Annotated in this window: 20 protein-coding genes; 8 read left to right on the forward strand and 12 right to left on the reverse strand. The window is 64.0% G+C overall.

Translation table 11 applies throughout. The features are described 5' to 3' along the window. Positions 1–193: 193 nt before the first annotated feature. The 3 genes from GGR39_RS13765 to dnaK form a co-directional block, all read right to left on the reverse strand. Positions 194–916 carry an extensin-like domain-containing protein gene (locus tag GGR39_RS13765; protein WP_183617690.1) on the reverse strand — a complete coding sequence of 241 codons (723 nt, stop codon included), beginning with the start codon at positions 914–916 and terminating at the stop codon, positions 194–196. A gap of 95 nt (positions 917–1,011) precedes the next feature. After that, complete coding sequence (dnaJ, locus tag GGR39_RS13770) at positions 1,012–2,139, reverse strand: molecular chaperone DnaJ (RefSeq protein ID WP_058737682.1); 1,128 nt, start codon at positions 2,137–2,139, stop codon at positions 1,012–1,014. 76 nt (positions 2,140–2,215) lie between these two features. Beyond that, the gene (dnaK, locus tag GGR39_RS13775) at positions 2,216–4,135 is read right to left on the reverse strand and encodes a molecular chaperone DnaK (protein WP_183617698.1); all 1,920 of its coding nucleotides are present in this window, start codon (positions 4,133–4,135) and stop codon (positions 2,216–2,218) included. A gap of 210 nt (positions 4,136–4,345) precedes the next feature. On the opposite strand from dnaK, the gene GGR39_RS13780 reads away from it, so the two are divergent. After that, entirely contained in the window at positions 4,346–4,873 is a 528-nt protein-coding gene (locus GGR39_RS13780) for a copper chaperone PCu(A)C (RefSeq protein WP_221226138.1), read from the forward strand. Positions 4,874–4,881: 8 nt separating this feature from the next. Then, positions 4,882–5,379 (forward strand): vgr related protein, encoded by a 498-nt coding sequence (locus GGR39_RS13785; protein ID WP_425490605.1) that lies wholly within the window; start codon positions 4,882–4,884, stop codon positions 5,377–5,379. Positions 5,380–5,481: 102 nt separating this feature from the next. Here the strand turns inward: GGR39_RS13785 and GGR39_RS13790 are convergent, their stop codons facing one another. The 3 genes from GGR39_RS13790 to hrcA all read right to left on the reverse strand — a co-directional run bounded on the left by GGR39_RS13790 (position 5,482) and on the right by hrcA (position 7,512). After that, positions 5,482–5,742, reverse strand: coding sequence for a YgdI/YgdR family lipoprotein (locus tag GGR39_RS13790; RefSeq protein WP_183617705.1), 261 nt, complete (start codon positions 5,740–5,742; stop codon positions 5,482–5,484). 122 nt (positions 5,743–5,864) lie between these two features. Then, on the reverse strand, positions 5,865–6,440 hold the full coding sequence (gene grpE / locus GGR39_RS13795; protein WP_058737687.1) for a nucleotide exchange factor GrpE: 576 nt from the start codon (positions 6,438–6,440) through the stop codon (positions 5,865–5,867). A 19-nt stretch (positions 6,441–6,459) separates the two neighbouring features. Next, positions 6,460–7,512 (reverse strand): heat-inducible transcriptional repressor HrcA, encoded by a 1,053-nt coding sequence (gene hrcA, locus GGR39_RS13800; RefSeq protein ID WP_058737688.1) that lies wholly within the window; start codon positions 7,510–7,512, stop codon positions 6,460–6,462. An 83-nt stretch (positions 7,513–7,595) separates the two neighbouring features. On the opposite strand from hrcA, the gene rph reads away from it, so the two are divergent. From rph to GGR39_RS13820, 4 genes are read left to right on the forward strand one after another with little or no spacing between them, the layout of a single operon-like run. After that, complete coding sequence (rph, locus tag GGR39_RS13805) at positions 7,596–8,312, forward strand: ribonuclease PH (protein ID WP_058737689.1); 717 nt, start codon at positions 7,596–7,598, stop codon at positions 8,310–8,312. 27 nt (positions 8,313–8,339) lie between these two features. Then, positions 8,340–8,969 (forward strand): RdgB/HAM1 family non-canonical purine NTP pyrophosphatase, encoded by a 630-nt coding sequence (gene rdgB, locus GGR39_RS13810; RefSeq protein ID WP_183617713.1) that lies wholly within the window; start codon positions 8,340–8,342, stop codon positions 8,967–8,969. Between the two features lie 31 nt (positions 8,970–9,000). After that, positions 9,001–10,152 carry a radical SAM family heme chaperone HemW gene (gene hemW, locus GGR39_RS13815; RefSeq protein ID WP_183617715.1) on the forward strand — a complete coding sequence of 384 codons (1,152 nt, stop codon included), beginning with the start codon at positions 9,001–9,003 and terminating at the stop codon, positions 10,150–10,152. Then, a complete protein-coding gene (locus GGR39_RS13820) occupies positions 10,149–11,042 on the forward strand; it encodes a tyrosine-type recombinase/integrase (protein WP_183617717.1) in 894 nt (297 codons plus the stop codon). Before hemW ends, GGR39_RS13820 begins: the two co-directional genes overlap by 4 nt. Before the next feature lie 4 nt (positions 11,043–11,046). On the opposite strand, the gene GGR39_RS13825 is transcribed toward GGR39_RS13820, so the two are convergent. The 4 genes from GGR39_RS13825 to rsmI all read right to left on the reverse strand — a co-directional run bounded on the left by GGR39_RS13825 (position 11,047) and on the right by rsmI (position 13,966). Beyond that, a complete protein-coding gene (locus GGR39_RS13825) occupies positions 11,047–11,652 on the reverse strand; it encodes a DedA family protein (RefSeq protein WP_058737693.1) in 606 nt (201 codons plus the stop codon). A gap of 16 nt (positions 11,653–11,668) precedes the next feature. Further along, positions 11,669–12,634 (reverse strand): glutathione synthase, encoded by a 966-nt coding sequence (gshB, locus tag GGR39_RS13830; protein WP_183617719.1) that lies wholly within the window; start codon positions 12,632–12,634, stop codon positions 11,669–11,671. A gap of 145 nt (positions 12,635–12,779) precedes the next feature. Then, on the reverse strand, positions 12,780–13,142 hold the full coding sequence (locus tag GGR39_RS13835; RefSeq protein WP_183617721.1) for a YraN family protein: 363 nt from the start codon (positions 13,140–13,142) through the stop codon (positions 12,780–12,782). After that, positions 13,139–13,966: a 16S rRNA (cytidine(1402)-2'-O)-methyltransferase gene (gene rsmI / locus GGR39_RS13840; RefSeq protein ID WP_183617723.1), complete on the reverse strand. Its 828-nt coding sequence runs from the start codon at positions 13,964–13,966 to the stop codon at positions 13,139–13,141. The genes GGR39_RS13835 and rsmI overlap by 4 nt, the downstream gene beginning before the upstream one ends. A gap of 10 nt (positions 13,967–13,976) precedes the next feature. Here rsmI and GGR39_RS13845 point away from each other — a divergent pair, with 10 nt between their 5' ends. Together GGR39_RS13845 and parE are read left to right on the forward strand one after the other, a co-directional pair. Then, positions 13,977–15,182 (forward strand): penicillin-binding protein activator, encoded by a 1,206-nt coding sequence (locus tag GGR39_RS13845; RefSeq protein WP_343055891.1) that lies wholly within the window; start codon positions 13,977–13,979, stop codon positions 15,180–15,182. Between the two features lie 103 nt (positions 15,183–15,285). Continuing rightward, entirely contained in the window at positions 15,286–17,280 is a 1,995-nt protein-coding gene (parE, locus tag GGR39_RS13850) for a DNA topoisomerase IV subunit B (protein ID WP_183617727.1), read from the forward strand. An 82-nt stretch (positions 17,281–17,362) separates the two neighbouring features. On the opposite strand, the gene GGR39_RS13855 is transcribed toward parE, so the two are convergent. Further along, entirely contained in the window at positions 17,363–17,986 is a 624-nt protein-coding gene (locus tag GGR39_RS13855) for a hypothetical protein (protein WP_183617729.1), read from the reverse strand. An 87-nt stretch (positions 17,987–18,073) separates the two neighbouring features. Then, a complete protein-coding gene (locus GGR39_RS13860; protein ID WP_183617731.1) occupies positions 18,074–18,895 on the reverse strand; it encodes an NYN domain-containing protein in 822 nt (273 codons plus the stop codon). Positions 18,896–19,033 lie beyond the last annotated feature (138 nt).

The raw sequence follows: 19,033 nt of genomic DNA on the forward strand, positions 1-19,033 counted from the left end.
TAACGAATGCGAACGCGATAGTCACGGAAGTGCTGCCCGAAAGCCGCCGGATCGTTGAAGACACGACCAGGTTCATGGGGATCAGCGACGCGATAGCCCCGTCAGGGTTCGAAGGAGCGACATAACACTCGTCACGAACCATGTCTCTCGGCCAACAAGGATGTGACGAAACATGTCTGGCGGTTGCGTTTGTTCAGCGACAGGCAGACCATCCCGCAGCTCGCTGGGCTTGGTCGAAGTGCAGGTGATCGGCGTGGGCCGCGTTGTAGTCCGGCGAGAGGACGGTGGCGAATTCAAGGCACGCGGCATCGCGCACGCCTTTCAAAAATCGCGCCTCGTCTCCATCCACACGCCAATCCTTGAGAACGGAAACCCGCCGCCCGTCGGCCAGTTTGAATGCGGCGATGTCGATAGCGTTACCCGTCGCATGTTCGCTCCATGAGCCGGTCCCGCCACCGCCGATACGACGACAATTGTTCGTGCCGTAGTGTTCCAGGGCTACCACGCGAGAGCCTAGTATCGCTTTGGCTTGGGGCTGAACGCCATGCACCAGCCAGCGCGCAAGAGCGGCTCCGATTGCGCATGTCGCCTCGCTGCGGGCGGGCGACAGGACGAGGCCAAGCTGGCGGTCCGGCGCAAGTAGCTGCCGGTCTTCGCGGCGGCACGTCCCTTCCCCGGTCGGTGGCAGGACTTCAAAAGTAATCTCACTGCGTTCAAGAAACACCCGGCAGGACGCAGGCTCGGCGCGCAACTGCGCGATTTTCGTGCGCATTGCCCAACCTCCGGGCGCATCCGATAGCGCCAGCGGCGCCCAGGGATCGTAGGCCGGGTGCTGATGCAGCCAGACCCTGGCCCCCACCGCGATACACAGCATGACCAGCGCGGAGAAAAGCCAGGCATCGAGAGAAGAGCGCATCAGGGGGAAAAGCGCCGCAAAGGCTTTGGCTCCTGACTGGCCGTCTCCTGCTCGCTAGGCCTGGATGACCCACGCCACCGTTTTTTGCGACCGTCTCAGTCGGCCAAGCCGCTGAAGGCCGCCTTGATTCGCTCGAAAAAGCCCTTCGACCCTGGGCACTCCTCGCCGGTTTCGGTTTCCTGCAACTCCCGCAGCAATTCCTTCTGGCGAGCGGAGAGCTTGGTAGGTGTCTCCACCGAGATCTCGATCACCATGTCACCCCGGCCACGGCCCTGCAGAACGGGCATGCCCGCCCCGCGCTTGCGCAACTGTTTTCCGGACTGGATACCGGCGGGGATAATCACCGACAGTCGTTCGCCGTCGACGCCGGGAATCTCGATCTCGCCACCCAGGGCCGCCGTGGTGAACGTGATCGGCACGCGCGTGATCAGCGTCGTGCTCTCCCGTTCGAACACGGCGTGACGCCTGACGTGCAGGAAGATGTAAAGATCACCGGGAGGCGCACCGAACGGCCCCGCCTCACCCTTGCCGGACAAGCGGATACGCGTGCCGGAATCGACACCCGGCGGGATATCCACCTCCAGGGTCTGCGGCTTGTCCACGCGGCCTTCACCGCCGCAAGCACGGCAGGGCTTTTCGATGACCTCGCCGCGCCCGTGACAAGTCGGGCACGTGCGTTCGACGACGAAGAAACCCTGCTGCGCGCGAACCTTGCCATGGCCGCCGCACATGTTGCACCGGCGCGCGCCGGTTCCAGGCTCCGCACCGGAGCCGTGGCACGGCTCGCATGCCGCGGAAACTTCGATCTCGATCTCGGTCTTCTTGCCGTGGAACGCGTCTTCCAGGCCGATTTCCATGTCGTAGCGCAAGTCGGCACCACGGCGCGCCTGCTGACGACCGCCGCCGCCACCGAAGGCCTGGCCAAAGATGGATTCGAAGATATCGCCGATGTCGCCAAAGTCCCCGCCGCCGGGGCCTGCGCCGCCGCCGTTCTGGAACGCGGCATGGCCATAGCGGTCGTAAGCGGCTCGCTTTTGGGGATCCTTCAAGCAATCGTAGGCGACGCTGATCATCTTGAAGCGGGTTTCCGCTTCCTTGTCGCCCGGGTTCTTGTCCGGATGCCACTTCATGGCGAGTTTGCGGTAGGACGACTTGATCGTCTTGTCGTCGGCCGTCCGCTCGCATTCGAGCAATTCGTAAAAGTCGATTTCTGTCGCTGACACGTTCTTTTCCCCCGTGACAAACTAACCCCCACCGGCGCGGATTGCACCGGCGGGGGTCAGCTTTTTCATCAGGTTATCAGCCCTTGTTCTCGTCGACTTCCGAGAACTCGGCATCGACCACGTCTTCATTGCCCTTGCCCTGCGCGCCGGCATCGGCGTCAGGAGAGGATGCAGCGGCCTGCTCCTTCTCGTAGATCGCCTGGCCCAGCTTCATGGCCACTTCGGTCAAGGCCTGAGACTTCGCGGTGATCTCAGCGGTGTCGCCGCTTTCGATCGCCGTCTTGGTCGCAGCGATCGCCGCTTCGATATCGCCCTTGAGCGAAGCGTCGATCTTGTCGCCATGCTCGGCAAGCTGCTGCTCCGTCGCGTGGACGAGGCTGTCGGCGTTGTTCTTCGCCTCGGCACCCTCGCGGCGCTTCTTGTCCTCTTCGGCGAACTTCTCCGCATCGCGGACCATCTGGTCGATGTCGCTATCCGAAAGGCCACCGGAGGCCTGGATGCGAATCTGCTGCTCCTTACCAGTGCCCTTGTCCTTGGCAGAGACGTTGACGATGCCATTGGCGTCGATGTCGAACGTGACCTCGATCTGCGGAACACCGCGACGCGCCGCCGGGATGCCGACGAGATCGAACTGACCCAGCATCTTGTTGTCTTGCGCCATCTCGCGCTCGCCCTGGAACACGCGGATCGTCACCGCCTGCTGATTGTCCTCGGCAGTCGAGTAGACCTGGCTCTTCTTGGTCGGGATCGTGGTGTTGCGATCGATCATCTTGGTCATGATGCCGCCCAGCGTCTCGATACCCAGCGACAGCGGGGTCACGTCGAGCAGCAGCACGTCCTTGACGTCGCCCTGAAGCACGCCGGCCTGGATCGCCGCGCCCATTGCAACCACTTCGTCAGGGTTCACGCCGGTATGCGGGTCCTTGCCGAAGAAGTCCTTCACCACTTCGCGAACCTTGGGCATGCGGGTCATGCCGCCAACCAGCACGACGTCATCGATGTCCTTGGCCGAAAGACCGGCATCGGCGATCGCCTTGCGGCAGGGCTCCAGCGTACGCTGGATCAGGTCGGCGACCATCTTTTCCAGATCGGCGCGCGTCACCGTCTCGACGAGGTGCAGCGGCGTCGTGGCGCCACCTTCCATGCGGGCGGTGATGAAGGGCAGGTTGATCTCGGTCGTCGCGGTGGACGACAGTTCGATCTTGGCCTTCTCGGCCGCTTCCTTCAGACGCTGCAGAGCCAGCTTGTCGGTGCGGAGATCCATGTTCTCCTTGGCCTTGAACTTGTCGGCCAGCCACTCGACCAGCTTGGAGTCAAAGTCCTCACCACCCAGGAAGGTGTCGCCGTTGGTGCTCTTCACCTCGAACACGCCGTCGCCGATCTCGAGGATCGAGACGTCGAAGGTGCCGCCGCCAAGGTCGTAGACCGCGATGGTCTTGCCATCCTGCTTGTCGAGGCCATAGGCAAGCGCGGCCGCGGTCGGCTCGTTGATGATGCGCAGAACTTCCAGGCCCGCGATCTGACCGGCGTCCTTGGTCGCCTGACGCTGCGCGTCGTTGAAATATGCGGGCACGGTGATGACCGCCTGCGTGACCGTCTCACCCAGGTAGCTCTCCGCCGTTTCCTTCATCTTCTGCAGGATGAAAGCGCTGATCTGCGATGGGCTGTAGTCTTCGCCGCCGGCATTGACCCACGCATCGCCATTCTTGCCGCGCGTGATGGTATACGGAACCAGCTCGGTGTCCTTCTTGGTCACCGGATCGTCAAAGCGGCGGCCGATCAGGCGCTTCACCGCGAAAATCGTGTTGTCGCCATTGGTGACCGCCTGGCGCTTCGCCGGCTGGCCGATCAGGCGCTCGCCGTCCTTGGTGAAGGCGACGATCGAAGGCGTGGTGCGCGCGCCTTCCGAATTCTCAATCACCTTGGGCTTCCCGCCGTCCATGACGGCGATGCAGCTGTTGGTCGTGCCAAGGTCGATACCGATTACTTTAGCCATTATCCCCATTCCTCACGTCAATTGATGACACCGCGCGGATCGCCTCCCCCTGCGGAGCAAGGCGGCTTGGCGGCTCGGTGACGTCCCTCTCGGGCATGTCGTCGGCGGGCGATATAGGACGGGTTTTGCTTGGCACAAGAGTGGTGTGCAGGCATGAGGCCCGCTACGGGATCGGACCTGTTTCGGGACGAGCGGCAAAAGGATTTGATCATGCTGAAGGCGCGCGCGGTGATAGTGGCAGGGTTGATTGCAACTGTCGCGGGGCTCAGCGCCTGCAAGCAGTCCGCCGCGCCCACCACGCAGGAAACCGGCACCGCCGAAACGACTGCAGCCGATGTCGGTCCGGACGCGAAGCCAGGCGTCTCCGCTGGCTCCGCGCGACTGGTGCTGCCCATCGTCGCTGGCCGTCCGGGTGTTGCCTATTTTCGGGTCAGCAACAACTCGGCCTCGGCCATCACTCTGGCCGCGGTGCATATCGACGGGGTGGGCAAGGCGGAGATGCACCGCACCAGCGGCGGCAAGATGACCCCGGTGACCGGCGTCCCCATCGCCAGCGGCGCCAACATCACGTTCGCGCCCGGGGGGCTGCACGTGATGGCATTCGACATCGACGCGGCGCTAAAAGCCGGTGGCCAGACCGAGATGACCCTCACTTTTGCCGACGGCGACAAGATCTCGATCCCTGCCAAGATCGAAGCCGGCGGCCAGAGCCATGACATGGCCGGGATGAGCCACTGACATCGACTATCGATACGGTGTCAACGGCCTGCTCTCCCGGTGAAGAGCGGCCGCTGACGCCGGGTGAGCGGGACCTGATCCGCTCGATTTTCGGCGGTGCGATCGATTGCAATCCTGTTCGGATCAAGCGGCGTCGCTGGTTTCCGTTTCAGCCGTGCAACACCTTGATGGCCCCAACCGGGCACATGCATTTCCACCCGCGATCAACCCTCTACCGTGACGACTTCGGCGCGGAGGGGCCGCAGCTGCAGGCGTTGTTCCTGCATGAAATGACCCACGTCTGGCAGACCCAGCGGCGCGGGCGATGGTACCTACCGCTGATGCGGCACCCGCTTTGCCGTTACGACTATACGTTGCGCCCAGGCTGGACCCTGGATCGATACGGTATAGAGCAGCAGGCCGAGATCGTGCGGCACATTTTCCTGCTACGGAGCGGAGTGCACGTTCCCGGCGCGCCCCCGCTGGCTAGCTATGCGGGTATCCTGCCATTCAGCGCCTCACGCTGAGGCTAACGGCCATTTCCATCGAGTGGATCGTTTAGTCTTGCATAGAAAAAGGGCGCGAGACCTTCGCCTCGCGCCCCTCAAATTTCGTTCTGTGAAACGACTTCAGCAATCGCGGTCGTAATAACGACGACCATCGCGATCGTAGCGATAGCAACCGCCGTAGCGATCCTTCTTCACCTGCGAACCGCCGACTGCACCGGCAGCCGCGCCGATTGCCGCGCCGGCACCGACATCGCCGGCCAAAGCACCGACGCCCGCGCCGACAGCGCCGCCAACCAGCGCGCCTTCACCGGCATAGTTCGAAGCGCAACCACCAAGCGCCAATGCGCCGGCTGTGACAACAGGAAGAATCAGAAAACGCATGGCAAATCTCCGAGACCCAACAAATATTCTGCTGGATCAACGGAGATGCCCCCCTCTTGTTCCGCCCTAGATTCCGCGTAGCCAAACTTTGACACACCAAGGGAGCCGAGGAAGGGTGAGGATCAGTCGGGCTTCTTCGCCACCGCGACCATGGCGGGGCGCAGCAGGCGATCCTTGATCATGTATCCGGCCTGCAATTCTTGAAGCACGGTGCCCGGCTCAGCGTCGCCTGATGGCAGCTCGATCATCGCCTGATGCTGGTTGGGGTCGAGCGGGAGGCCGACGGCCGCGATGCGGCTGATCCCGTGCGAGGCGAAGACCTTCTCGATCTCACGGCCCGTCGCCTCGATGCCGGCGACGAGGTTCTTCATCTTTTCGTCCTCACGCAGCTCGGCCGGAATGGCGGAAAGCGCGCGACTGAGGTTATCCGACACGGAAAGGATATCGCGCGCAAAACCAGTGGCCGCATAGGCGCGCGTATCGGCGACGTCCTTTTCCAGACGGCGGCGGACGTTCTGCGTCTCGGCGCGAGCATAAAGGACGTCCTGCTTGGCGGTGTCCAATTCCTCGCGCAGGCGTGCCAGTTCTTCGGCACGGCGATCTGCGGTCTCGGCGTTCTTGTCCAGCAGATCCTCCGGAACGCCCCTCAGTTCCTCTTCAGCAGCCGTGTCGGCAGACTGCGTGTTCTGATCGGTCATGTCTTGCAGATTCCAGTCTTCAGATGAATTTGCTCAGGGTCTGGCCCAGGCTCCGAGCGGTGAAGTCCACCATGGGGACGACGCGCGCATAGTTCAACCGCGTCGGTCCGATAACCCCCACCACGCCGACCACCCTGCCCTCGCGGTCGCGATAGGGCGCGGCGATCACGGATGAACCACTAAGCGCGAAGAGGCGATTTTCGGAACCGATAAAGATCCGTGCCGAACGCGCATCGCGCGCCATCGCCAGCAGTTCGGACACTGATTGCTTGTTTTCCAGATCGTCCAGCAAAGACCGCACCCGCTCCAGATCGGACAGCGCCGCCTCATCAAGCAGGTTTGCCTGACCACGCACGATCAGGATCGGGCGGCGCGCGGCGTCTTCGCTCCAGATGGCGATGCCGCGCTCGATCAGATCCCGGCTGGCGGCGTTAAGGGCGTTCTGACCAGACGCGATATCGGCCTGCATCGCCCGCGCGGCTTCCGGCAACGTCCGTCCATTGAGGTGCGCGGTGATGTAGTTGGAAGCTTCCTCCAGCGCGCCGGGAGGGACGGCGGCGGACAATTCGATGATGCGATTTTCGATCGCGCCGTCCTCGCCCACCATCACCGCCAGCACCCGCCGATCGCCGATCGACATCAGCGACAACTGACGCAACCGCGGTTCGCGCTGGGGCACCATGACCACACCGGCACAGGCGGAGAGGTCGGAAAGGATCGTACTGGTCGCCTCCAGCGCGGCTTCGATCGGGCCGGGCTCGGACAAGCGGCTCTGTATCGCGGCCCGCTCCTCACGCGTTGGCTCGGCGACTTGCATCATACCGTCCACGAATAGGCGCAGGCCCGATTCGGTGGGCATCCGGCCCGCGCTGGTATGCGGCGCTGCCAATAGCCCCAGCCGTTCGAGATCGGCCAGGACAGATCGGATCGAGGCGGGTGACAAGTTCAGCCCGCTGCCACCCGCCAACGTGCGCGATCCCACCGGCACTCCGGTGGTGAGATAGCCTTCCACAACCAGGCGGAAGATATCCCTGGCGCGGCTGGTCAATTCGATGATCGGTGGCGTCGTCACCCCCCCTATCTAGCTATCAGGCTTGCGGCCTCAAGCCCGTTCCGCCAAGGCGCGCCAACGAACCATCGATTTGAGGACTTTACATGCGACCTTCCGGCCGCGCGCCTGACGAAATGCGCGCTATCGATATCCAGACCGGCTTCACCAAGCATGCGGAAGGTTCGGCGCTGATCTCGTTCGGCGACACTCGCGTGCTGGTGACCGCCTCGATCGAGGAGAAGGTCCCGCCGTTCTTGCGCGGCAAGGGCGAAGGCTGGGTGACGGCCGAATATTCGATGCTGCCCCGCGCCACGCACACCCGCGGCAGTCGTGAAGCGGCGAAGGGCAAGCAATCGGGCCGTACGCAGGAAATCCAGCGCCTGATCGGCCGCTCGCTGCGCGCCGTGGTCGATATGAAGAAGCTGGGCGAGCGCCAGATCGTGCTGGACTGCGATGTGATCCAGGCCGACGGCGGCACCCGCACCGCTTCGATCTCCGGCGCCTGGGTGGCGCTGCGACTGGCGGTGGACAAGCTGCTGGCCGAGGGCAAGATCAAGGAAGACCCGATCACCGCGCAAGTCGCGGCGGTCTCCTGCGGCATCCATGAAGGCACGCCTGTGTTGGACCTTGACTATATCGAGGACAGCAACGCCCATGCCGACGCCAATTTCGTGCTGATCGAAGGCGGCCTGATCGCCGAGGCGCAGGCCACTGCCGAGGGCGCGGCCTATGACGAGGAAGCCTTGCTGCGTCTGCTGCGGCTGGCGCGCATGGGCTGCGACAGGATCTTCGCGGCGCAGGCCAAGGCCGTCGGCCGCTAAGCTTCTGGGCAGAATCGGAGAGAGCGCATGACACGCAAGCTTGCAGGCGAACGCCTGGTCATCGCCACGCATAACGCGGGCAAGCTGAAGGAGATCAGCGCTCTCCTCGCCCCCTACGGGATCGACTGTGTTTCAGCCGGTGAGCTTGGCTTGCCGGAGCCTGAGGAAACCGGCACCACCTTTGTCGAGAACGCCCTGCTTAAGGCGCACGCCGCCGCGAAAGCTGCGAACCTGCCCGCGTTGGCTGACGATAGCGGAATGTCGGTGACTGCCCTTGCTGGTCGACCCGGTGTCTACACGGCGGACTGGGCCGAGCGTCAGTGGTTCGAGGGTGAACCGGGGCGCGATTGGTTCATGGCGATGGGCAAGGTGGAAGGCCTGCTGACTCAGTTGGGGCCGGACACGGACCGGTCATGCTGGTTTTCCTGCGTCCTTGCGATCGCCTGGCCCGACGGCGAAAGCGCGGTCTATGAGGGCCGCGTGGAAGGGCAATTCACCTGGCCACCCAGAGGAACGATGGGCTTCGGCTATGACCCGGCCTTCGTGCCGGCGGGCCATGACGAAACTTTCGCCGAGTTGCCGCCGGAGGCAAAGCATCGCATCAGCCATCGGGCCGACGCCTTCGCCAAATTGGTCGCGGAGCAATTCCAGCAGTAACATTCCGCCGCGAACCTGCTAGATAAGCGCGATGGCCCAGGCCCTCTACATTCACTGGCCGTTCTGCCTCGCCAAATGTCCCTATTGTGACTTCAACAGCCATGTCCGCGACCGGGTGGACCATGGCGTGTGGGAGCGTGCCCTGCTTGCCGATATGCGCCGTGAGGCCGAAGTGGCGGGCGGACAGCCCTTGCGCTCGATCTTCTTTGGTGGCGGCACGCCCTCGCTGATGCCCCCGGCGCTGGTCGAGCGGCTGCTACGCGAGGCCCAGCATCTCTGGGGCTTCGATCCTGACATCGAGATCACGCTGGAAGGCAATCCCTCCTCGGTAGAGGCAGCGAACTATGCCGCCCTCGCCAGCGCCGGGATCAACCGGGCATCGCTGGGCATCCAGGCGCTCGACAACGCAACATTGCGCTTCCTGGGCCGGCTGCACGATGCGGATGAGGCGCTGACGGCGCTGGATGTGGCACAGCAGCATTTCGACCGCGTCTCGTTCGATCTCATTTATGCGCGGCCGGGGCAGACGGTGGCTCAGTGGGAAGCGGAACTGCGCCGCGCGATCGGCTTTGGCACGAGCCACTTCTCGCTTTACCAGCTGACGATAGAGCCGGGCACCCGGTTCGAGACGATGGTGCGCAAGGGCGATTTCGTGCCGCTGAATGATGATGCCTGCGCCGATCTGTTCGACCTGACGCGGGCCGTCACGGCGGCGGCGGGACTACCGGCGTACGAAATCAGCAATCATGCCCGCCTAGGCGACGAAGGCCGTCATAACCTGACTTACTGGCGCTATGAGGACTATTGCGGCATCGGCCCGGGCGCGCATGGTCGGCGGGGCGGCGTGGCGACCACGCGCCATCGCAAGCCGGAGAATTGGCTGGACGCGATCGCCCGCCAGGAAGACGGGATTGCCGAAGCAAGGCCGCTGGCAAGGAACGAGCGCGCGGCGGAGGCCATGCTGATGGGCCTGCGTCTGCGGGAAGGCGTCGATCTGGGCGTTCTTTCGGCCCGACTGGGTGTGCCCAGGACTGAACTGTATGACCCTGAGAAGCTGGCGTTTTACCAGCGCCAAGGCCTTGCTTGGCAAACAGCGGAAAGGATCGGCGTGACCGAGGCGGGCATGCCCCTGCTCGACGCCCTGCTGGCGGAACTGGTGCCGGCCGCCCTGGTCGAGGCGTGACGCACGCCGATATTCTGGAAGCCTGGAGCGGGCATCTCAGCCATGGCCGCAGACGCTCGCCCCATACGGTGCGCGCCTATACCGCCGCCGCAGCTCGGCTGATCAGCCACGAAGCCACGAATTGGGAGACGATCGCCCGCATAACGGCGACCGATTTGCGCAACCACATCGCCGCGCGCCGGGCGCAGGGCCTTGGCAATGCTTCCGTCGCGCGTGAGCTTTCGGCGCTTCGCGCTTTCCTGAGCTTCGCGCGGGAGAAGGCGCAGTTGGGACAGTCTGCGCCTCCGCGCCTGAAGGGGCCCCGGATCAAGAAGGGCCTGCCCCGCCCCGTCACCCCGGATGAGGCCGTCCACCTGGCGGCCACTGTCGAGGAAGACGCCAAGACGGAATGGATCGGCGCGCGCGATCGGGCTGTCCTGATCCTGCTGTACGGTGCAGGCCTGCGCATCGCCGAGGCACTGTCTATCACCGGAAAGGCGCTTCCGCTGGGAGAGACCTTGCTGGTGACAGGCAAGGGCGGAAAGCAACGCTTGGTGCCGTTGCTCCCGGCGGTGCGTGCCGCGATCACCGATTACCTGGCGAAATCGCCGTGGCCGGTCGGGCGCGAGGACCCGCTGTTTCGAGGCGAGAAAGGCGGCCCCCTGGCGCAAGGCATGGTGCAAAAGACGATGGCCCGTGCGCGGCAATGCCTGGGCCTGCCGCCCACGGCAACGCCCCACGCCTTGCGCCACAGCTTCGCCACGCACCTGCTGGGTGCAGGCGCCGACTTGCGATCGCTGCAGGAACTGCTCGGCCATGCCAGCCTGGGATCGACGCAGATCTACACCAAGGTCGACGCAGCGACTTTGCTGGACGTCTACCGCAATGCCCACCCGCGCGAAGCCAACTGATCCTCTATCGCTTGGCGCGCGGCTTCCATGTGATAACGCGATAGACGTAGTAGACAACCGTCAGGCCGGCGACGGCAATCGTCGCCCAGCCCAGCCACTGCTCAGCCTCGCCAAAGGCTCTCCCGGCCCATCGCCCCAGCGCAATCAGAAAGGCATTCCAGATCGCCGCGCCGGCTGCGGTGTAGGCCAGGAACTGCCAGTGCTTCATATGCGCCAGCCCCGCCGGGATCGAAACCACCGAACGAAACATCGGCATGAACCGCAGCGCAAAGACCACCGCCCCGCCGTGCTTGCGAAAGAACCGCGTGCCGGTTTCCACGTCCTCCCACTCCATGGTCAGCCAGCGGCCCCAGCGATCCACGAAGGGCTGAAGCCGCTCGTACCCCAGCCGATCGGCCACGAGGAACAGGACGTAGTTGCCCAGGGTTGAACCGATCGTCCCGGCAATCAGCAGCGGCACGAACTGCATTGAGCCGTTGGCGACCGCAAAGCCGCCCACACCCATGATCAATTCGGAAGGGATCGGCGGAAAGATGTTCTCCACCGCCATCAACAGCGCGATGCCCAGGTAGCCGCCGCCTTGGATGAACTGGATGACCCACGAATTCATGAGCGGCCCTCACCGCCTACATGGCGGCGTGGCGGCGCTCTATGGCCTCCCAGATCCGCGCGCCCGTATCGGTACCGTTGAACCGATCGATCGCCACGATACCGGTTGGGGAAGTCACGTTGATTTCTGTAAGCCATTGTCCGCCGATCACATCGATGCCGACGAAAACCAGCCCGCGGCGCTTCAGTTCCGGCCCCATCGCCGCGCAAATCTCTTCTTCGCGCGCGGTCAGCTGGGTTTGCTCGGCCGATCCCCCGACCGCCAGGTTGGAGCGGAACTCTCCCTCGCCCGGCTTGCGATTGATGGCCCCGGCAAACTCGCCATCGACCAGCACGATGCGCTTGTCGCCCTCGCTCACCGAAGGAAGAAACGGCTGCACCATGAATGGCTCGGGCCAGACCTGGCCGAACAACTCGGCCAATGCGCCAAGGTTGGAACCGTCAGCTGGCACCCGGAACACAGCCTTGCCGCCATTGCCGTGCAGCGGCTTTACCACCAGATCGCCCGGATGCGCGGCATGAAAGCGCCGAACATCATCCAGCCGGCGCGCGACGAACGTCGGTGGCATAAACCGGGCGTAATCCAGCACCATCACCTTTTCAGGCGCATTGCGAACCGCCACCGGATCGTTGACCACCAGCGTCGTGCCCTCAAGCCGCTCCAGCAAGTGCGTGCCGGTGATATAGCCCAGGTCGAACGGCGGGTCCTGGCGCATCAGCACTACGTCCACATCGCGGGCCAGATCGATCAGGCGATGCTCGTCGCGCGCGAAATGGTCGCCTTGCACCTTCTGCACCGTCACTGGTGAGGCCCATGCCGTCAGCCGCCCGCCATCGCCGGTATCGTAAGCCAGCGAGCGGACATCATAGTGGAACAGCGTATGCCCCCGCGCCTGCGCCGCCAGCATCAGCGCGAAGGACGAATCCCCCGCGATATTGACCGATTCAAGCGGGTCCATCTGGACCGCAACGCGTAAAGCCATGGTGTTCCTCGCCTAAGGGCCGATACTGGCGGCCGCATTAGCGCAAAACCATCACCGGGCGAGTAGTTTCGTGGGCGTTGGCCGCACGATTGCCTCGCCCCATGTAGTCGATCGTGTCTTGAGGTGGCGGCAGACCCCTTGTCCCTCAGGCGCCGGGTTGCCACGCATTGGCGATCCGGCGCGGCCAACATCCCGGCGCCAACAGCAGCACATCAATCCGCATTTCGTCCCCCGGCCGCACGAAGCCCGCGGCGATGGCCTCGGCAGCGGCAGCTACACGTCGAAGTCGGTATGCATCGATTGCCAGATCGCGCTCACGCCGATCGCGCCGCCACTTTACCTCAACGAAGCATAGCACTCGCCCGCGCCTGGCGACGATATCCACCTCGCCTCGCGCCGTCTTCACGCGTTGGGCCAGGATGCGCCACCCGGTCAGCCGCAGATACCATGCCGCCAGCGTCTCACCACGTCGACCGCGCCGCTCCGCCTCAGACCTGTTCCGCGTCACTTCAACTCCAGCGCGCGGGCATACAACATCTTGCGATCGAGCCCCGTCGCCTTGGCCACCTGAGCGACCGCCTGCGAGGATTTTCGCGTAGCCAGCGCCTCACGCAGGAGTGCATCGACATCGAACTTGCCGGGCGGCTCATCCACGGGCGGGCCGATCATCAACACGATCTCTCCCTTGGGCGGATGGGCCGCGTAGTGGGTGATGAGATCGGCCGGCGAGCCCGTGCGGCATTCCTCGAACCGCTTGGTCAATTCCCGTGCCACAGCGATTTCGCGGCCCGGCAGGACGCTCTCGATCGCAGCCAGGGAATCCAGCAAGCGTGGCGCAGTGTCGTAGAACATCAAGGTAGCGGGCACGCTCGACATCTCGCGCAGCACATCTTCGCGGGCTTTCTGCTTGTTCGGCAGGAACCCGGCGAACAGAAACCGGTCATTCGGCAAGCCCGAAAGCGTCAGCGCCACCGGAACCGCGCTCGCGCCTGGCAGGCTGGTAACGGCGATGCCCTCTTCGCGCGCCGAGCGAACAAGCCGGTATCCAGGGTCCGAGATCAGCGGCGTCCCCGCGTCGCTCACCAGCGCGACCGCTTCTTCCCGCATCAACGCCAACAGCCGTTCGCGCGCGGATGCGTCGGCATGATCGTCGTATCGCAGCAGGCGCTTTTTAAGGCCCAGGTGGTTGAGCAGCTTTCCCGTGACGCGCGTATCCTCGCACGCTACCACTGCGACTTCGCGCAGCACCTCGATCGCGCGCAGGGTTATGTCGCCAAGGTTGCCAATCGGGGTCGCGACTATGTAGAGGCCCGGGGGAAGCGGTTGATCCATGGGGCTTTCCTTGGCCCAATCCGGAGGGGAACGGCAAGTGATGTTCGAACAGCGCATAGTGCAAGCACGATTGCCAAGGCGCAACTTGCTGGCGGCGGCGGCGATGGCGACGCTGGCGGCTTGCGCCGTGGTGCCCAAGGGCCCGGCGCCCACCACTGCACCTGCCCCCAGGCCCGCCCCGTCCGGCAGCCAGCTCCCCAGCGACAGCCAGCGCCACCGCATCGCCCTGCTCGTCCCGATGAACGGCGTGAACGGCGCGGTCGGCCAATCGATCGCCAATGCGGCCACCATGGCGGTGATGGACACCAACGCGCAGAACCTGCGCATCACGAATTACGACACCTCGGCCGGAGCGGCATCGGCCGCCTCTCGCGCGATCGCCGACGGCAACCAGCTGATCCTGGGGCCCTTGCTCGCCGACGACATCCCCGCCGTGGCTGGCGTGGCGCGTGCAGCGAAAGTGCCGATCATCTCTTTCTCCAATGATGCCGATGCCGCCGGGCGTGACGTTTACGTGATGGGCAGCCTGCCGGGCGAATCGATCCGCCGCACGGTGCGCTATGCACGCGGACGCGGGGTCACCAGCTTCGCCGCATTGGTCCCCAAGGGCGATTATGGTGAGCGTGCGTCGGCGGCATTGATCGCCGAGACCCGCGCGGCCGGGGGATCGCTGACGGCCATGGAAAGCTACGATCGCAGCGCCGCCTCGATCACCGCCGCAGCGTCGAAGCTGCGCGGGCGGGGGGCGGTCGATGCGATTCTGATTGCCGATAGCGGCAGCTTGTCCGCCCGGGCCGCAGGCGTCCTCAAGCCGCGCGGGGCCGCTTCGCCCCGGCTGCTGGGCACGGAATTGTGGAGCGGGGAAAAAGCGCTCTCCACCTCGCCATCGCTGGAAGGCGCATGGTTCGCCGCCGTTTCCGACACGCGCTTTCCGCAATTCGTGAAAAGCTACCGCACCCGCTTTGGCGCGGCGCCCTATCGCATCGCCACGCTGGGCTATGACGCGGTGCTGCTGACATTGCGCGTCGCGCGGGACTGGAAGCCGGGCCGCATGTTCCCGACCACCTCGCTCACTTCGCCCGACGGTTTCCTGGGCCTGGACGGCGCTTTCCGGTTCGATCGTTCGGGCGTGATCAATCGCGCATTTGAAGTGCGTGAGGTCAGCGGCGGCGCAGTGAAGGTGGTCAGCCCCGCCCCTACCAAGTTCGGCAACTGATATCGTCTGAGGCTATTTCCCCTGCGTAAGCGGGGATGACGGAGTCGGCGATAACCCGCGCCCCCAACTTGCCCCGATGGGCGCGGGAGGCCATAACGCGAACATGTCCGACGATCTCTTCGACAAGCTTCCCACCGCAGCCGGCGAAACCTACGACGGCTCCGCCATCGAGGTTCTGGAAGGGCTGGAGCCCGTCCGTCGCCGCCCCGGCATGTATATCGGCGGCACCGATGAGCGGGCGCTGCACCATCTGGCCGCCGAAGTGCTGGACAACGCCATGGACGAGGCTGTGGCCGGCCACGCCAACCGCATCGAGGTGTTGCTGGATGAAGGCAATCGCCTGACCATCACCGACAACGGGCGCGGTATCCCGGTGGACGAACATCCCAAGTTTCCGGGCAAGTCGGCGTTGGAAGTGATCCTTTCTACCCTGCACTCCGGCGGCAAGTTCTCCGGCAAGGCCTACGCCACCAGCGGCGGGTTGCACGGTGTCGGCATATCGGTGGTGAACGCACTGTCCAGCCACACCCGCGTGGAAGTGGCGCGAAACAAGGAATTGTACGCGCAGGAATTTTCGCGTGGTGCTACTCTGGGCAAGCTGCAGAAGATCGGCGCGGCGCCCAACCGGCGCGGCACCTCCGTGGCCTTTATCCCCGACACCGAGATTTTCGGCGACCAGCAGTTCAAGCCGGCACGGCTGTTCAAGCTGGTCCGCTCCAAGGCCTACCTCTTTGCCGGCGTCGAGATCCGCTGGAAATGCGCGCCTTCGCTCGCCAGCGAGGATGTGCCCGCGGAGGCGGTATTCCAGTTTCCCGGCGGCCTTGCCGATCATTTGGCGGAGCAGATCGGCGGGCGCGAATGCGTCACCACGCAATTTTTTTCCGGCAGCCAGGACTTCCCCAAGGAAGGCGGCGCGGAGCAAGGCCGGGTCGAATGGGCGATCGCCTGGCCGCTGTACTCCGACGGGGCCTACTCGTACTACTGCAACACCATCCCGACACCCGATGGCGGCACCCACGAACAAGGCCTGCGCGGGGCGTTGACCAAGGGGATGCGCGCCTTTGCCGAATTGGTCGGTCAGGGCAAGAAGGTGAAGGACCTGACGCCTGACGACGTGGTGACCGGCAGCGAAGTGATGCTGTCCGTCTTCGTGCGCGACCCGCAATTCCAAAGCCAGACCAAGGATCGGCTGACCTCACCCGATGCGATCCGCCTGGTGGAAAATGCGGTGCGCGATCACTTCGATCACTTCCTGACCGACAATCTCGATCGCGGCAAGGCTCTGCTTGGCTCGATCCTGGAGCGGATGGACGAGCGGCTTCGGCGCAAGGCGGAGCGGGAAGTCAAGCGCAAGACCGCCACCAACGCCCGCAAGCTGCGCCTGCCCGGCAAGCTGACGGACTGTTCGGGCGAAGGCAGCGGTGAGACCGAGCTGTTCATCGTCGAAGGGGACAGCGCCGGTGGCTCGGCCAAGCAAGCGCGCGATCGCAAGACCCAGGCGATCCTGCCGATCCGAGGCAAGATCCTCAACGTCGCCAGCGCCAGCGCCGACAAGATCCGCGGCAATCAGGAAATCGCCGACCTGCAACTTGCGCTCGGGTGCGGCATCCGCAAGGACTGCAACCCGGACAACCTGCGCTACGATCGCATCGTCATCATGACCGACGCCGACGTGGACGGCGCGCATATCGCCACGTTGCTGATGACGTTTTTCTTCCAGGAAATGCCGGAGATCGTCCGCAAGGGGCATCTCTACCTGGCACAACCGCCGCTCTACCGGCTGACCAGCGGCGCGACCAGCGCCTATGCCCGCGACGACGCGCATCGCGCCGAACTGGAAAAGACCAAGTTCAAGGGCAAAAAGGTCGAAGTCGGCCGCTTCAAGGGCTTGGGCGAAATGAACCCGGGTCAGCTACGCGAAACGACGATGAGTCCGGAGACCCGCTCGCTCATCCGCATAACCCTGCCGCCCGAATACGAAGCGCGCGCCGCCGTGAAGGATCTGGTCGACCGCCTGATGGGCCGCAACCCAGAACACCGCTTTCAATTCATCCAAAACCGCGCGGGCGAGATCGATCCGGAGCTGATCGACGCTTGATCGCGGGGCGACAAAATAGCTTCAAGGCACACCGCGTATTAAACGGAGGCCGTCACGCTTCGCATGACGGCCCGGTCTGGTGTTACTTCGTGACCGTCAGGTTGGCCTGCACCACACCCGGTGATGGCACTTCCAGCACCTTGGGCGGCGTGGGGACCGAACGGAACATCAGATCCTCGTCAAGAAACGCCTTCACATTCGCTCCCAGCGGAATGAAAGCACTGGTTCCAGTAGTGAGGAAGCCGGCAATCGGCACCAAGGCAATGGCTGCGACGACTCCGCCTGTTCCCGTAACACCCTTGTCGTCGAACGTACCGGATAGCCGAACATTGCGATCACCCAGGCGCAGAGACACGACGCGCGCATTGATGTAGCCGGACTTGCCCCACATGCCCTTGTTACGCACTTCGGTAATCTCACCGATCGCGGGCGTGCCGGCTGGGATGACGACCACGCCACCGCTTTCAACATTCGAAGCAACTTCCATTTGGAAGCGCTGCCCCACGCGCAGCGCCTTCTTTTTGGTGGTCAACTCCTCACGAGTTTTGAGCGGCACTTCAAGGCCCGCGCGCAGAATGTTTTCCTGAGCATTCGGCAACACGACGGCGGCCTGCGTGACGGCCGGTTGCACGTTGGTGGTCTGTGCTTGCGCTATTGATGACGCGCACAAAAACAGGCCGCCTGCCGCAGCAAGATATGTCTTCATTGAGATGTCCCCCGAGATCCCCTGATCTCTGGGTACAAGCCTATTTGTGCCGTCGCGATGCTGTCAACAAATATTGCTGAACCGTTTCTACCGAACTCGCTTTAGAAACAATCCGCTCTCGCGCTTTTCTGTCACGAAATTTGGCAAGGACTTCACCAAATCAGCCAGTCGCGAGAAGCCGTAGCTGCGCGCGTCGAAGCTAGACCTGTTTGCCGCACGCTGACCGACTTCCGAAAGGCTGGCAAAACCCTGTTCGTCGCGCTTGCTGGCGCGCCAGGCTTGGGCGAGGAGCTTGATCAATTCATCGTCGACTTCCGGTTTCGAGCGTGGCTTGACGGCGGCCGGCTTCTCACCCGCCGACGGGGCCTGCGTCATCGCGCTTTCGGACCGCTTCGTGATGGCAGGCTTGGCCTCAGCAGGTGCCCGGATCGCTGGCGGCAGAATAAGTTCGTCCTCCTCATCGTCCGCCATCGCATCCAGATCGATGAACCGCGTGCAGGCCTCGCGGAACGCCTCGGGCGTCCTCGACGTGCCAAAGCCATAGACCGGCGTGCCGTTCTGGCGGATGCGCATGGCCAAGGGCATGAAGTCGCTATCGCTGGACATGATGCCGAACCCTTCCACGCGCCCACCGTAAAGCAAGTCCATCGCATCGATCGTCATCTTCATGTCGGTGGCGTTCTTCCCTTTGGTGAGGTCGAACTGCTGCTGCGGCTCCAGCGCGTAGCGGTGCATCAGCTTGGACCAGCCCTTCAGGCCCGGCTTGCTCCAGTTGCCGTAGATGCGCCGGACATTCACCGTGCCCAGATCGCCCAGGATCGTCAGCGCGGCGTCGATCGTGGCGGGGGAGGCGTTATCCGCGTCGATCAGCAGAGCGATATTGCGGCTTTCGGCGTGGCGATCGGGCATGCGAGAAGCTCCCTGCACTGTGGCGTCGATAGGAAACGCACGGTGTTACGCCGCCGCCGGTCCGTCAAGCTGCGGGGGAGCTGGATAAGGGCCGCCGCTTGCTTCGCTGCGCCGCACAATCTACTGTTCGGGCAAGAA

The organism is Novosphingobium fluoreni (assembly GCF_014196615.1).
GTDB lineage: Bacteria > Pseudomonadota > Alphaproteobacteria > Sphingomonadales > Sphingomonadaceae > Novosphingobium > Novosphingobium fluoreni.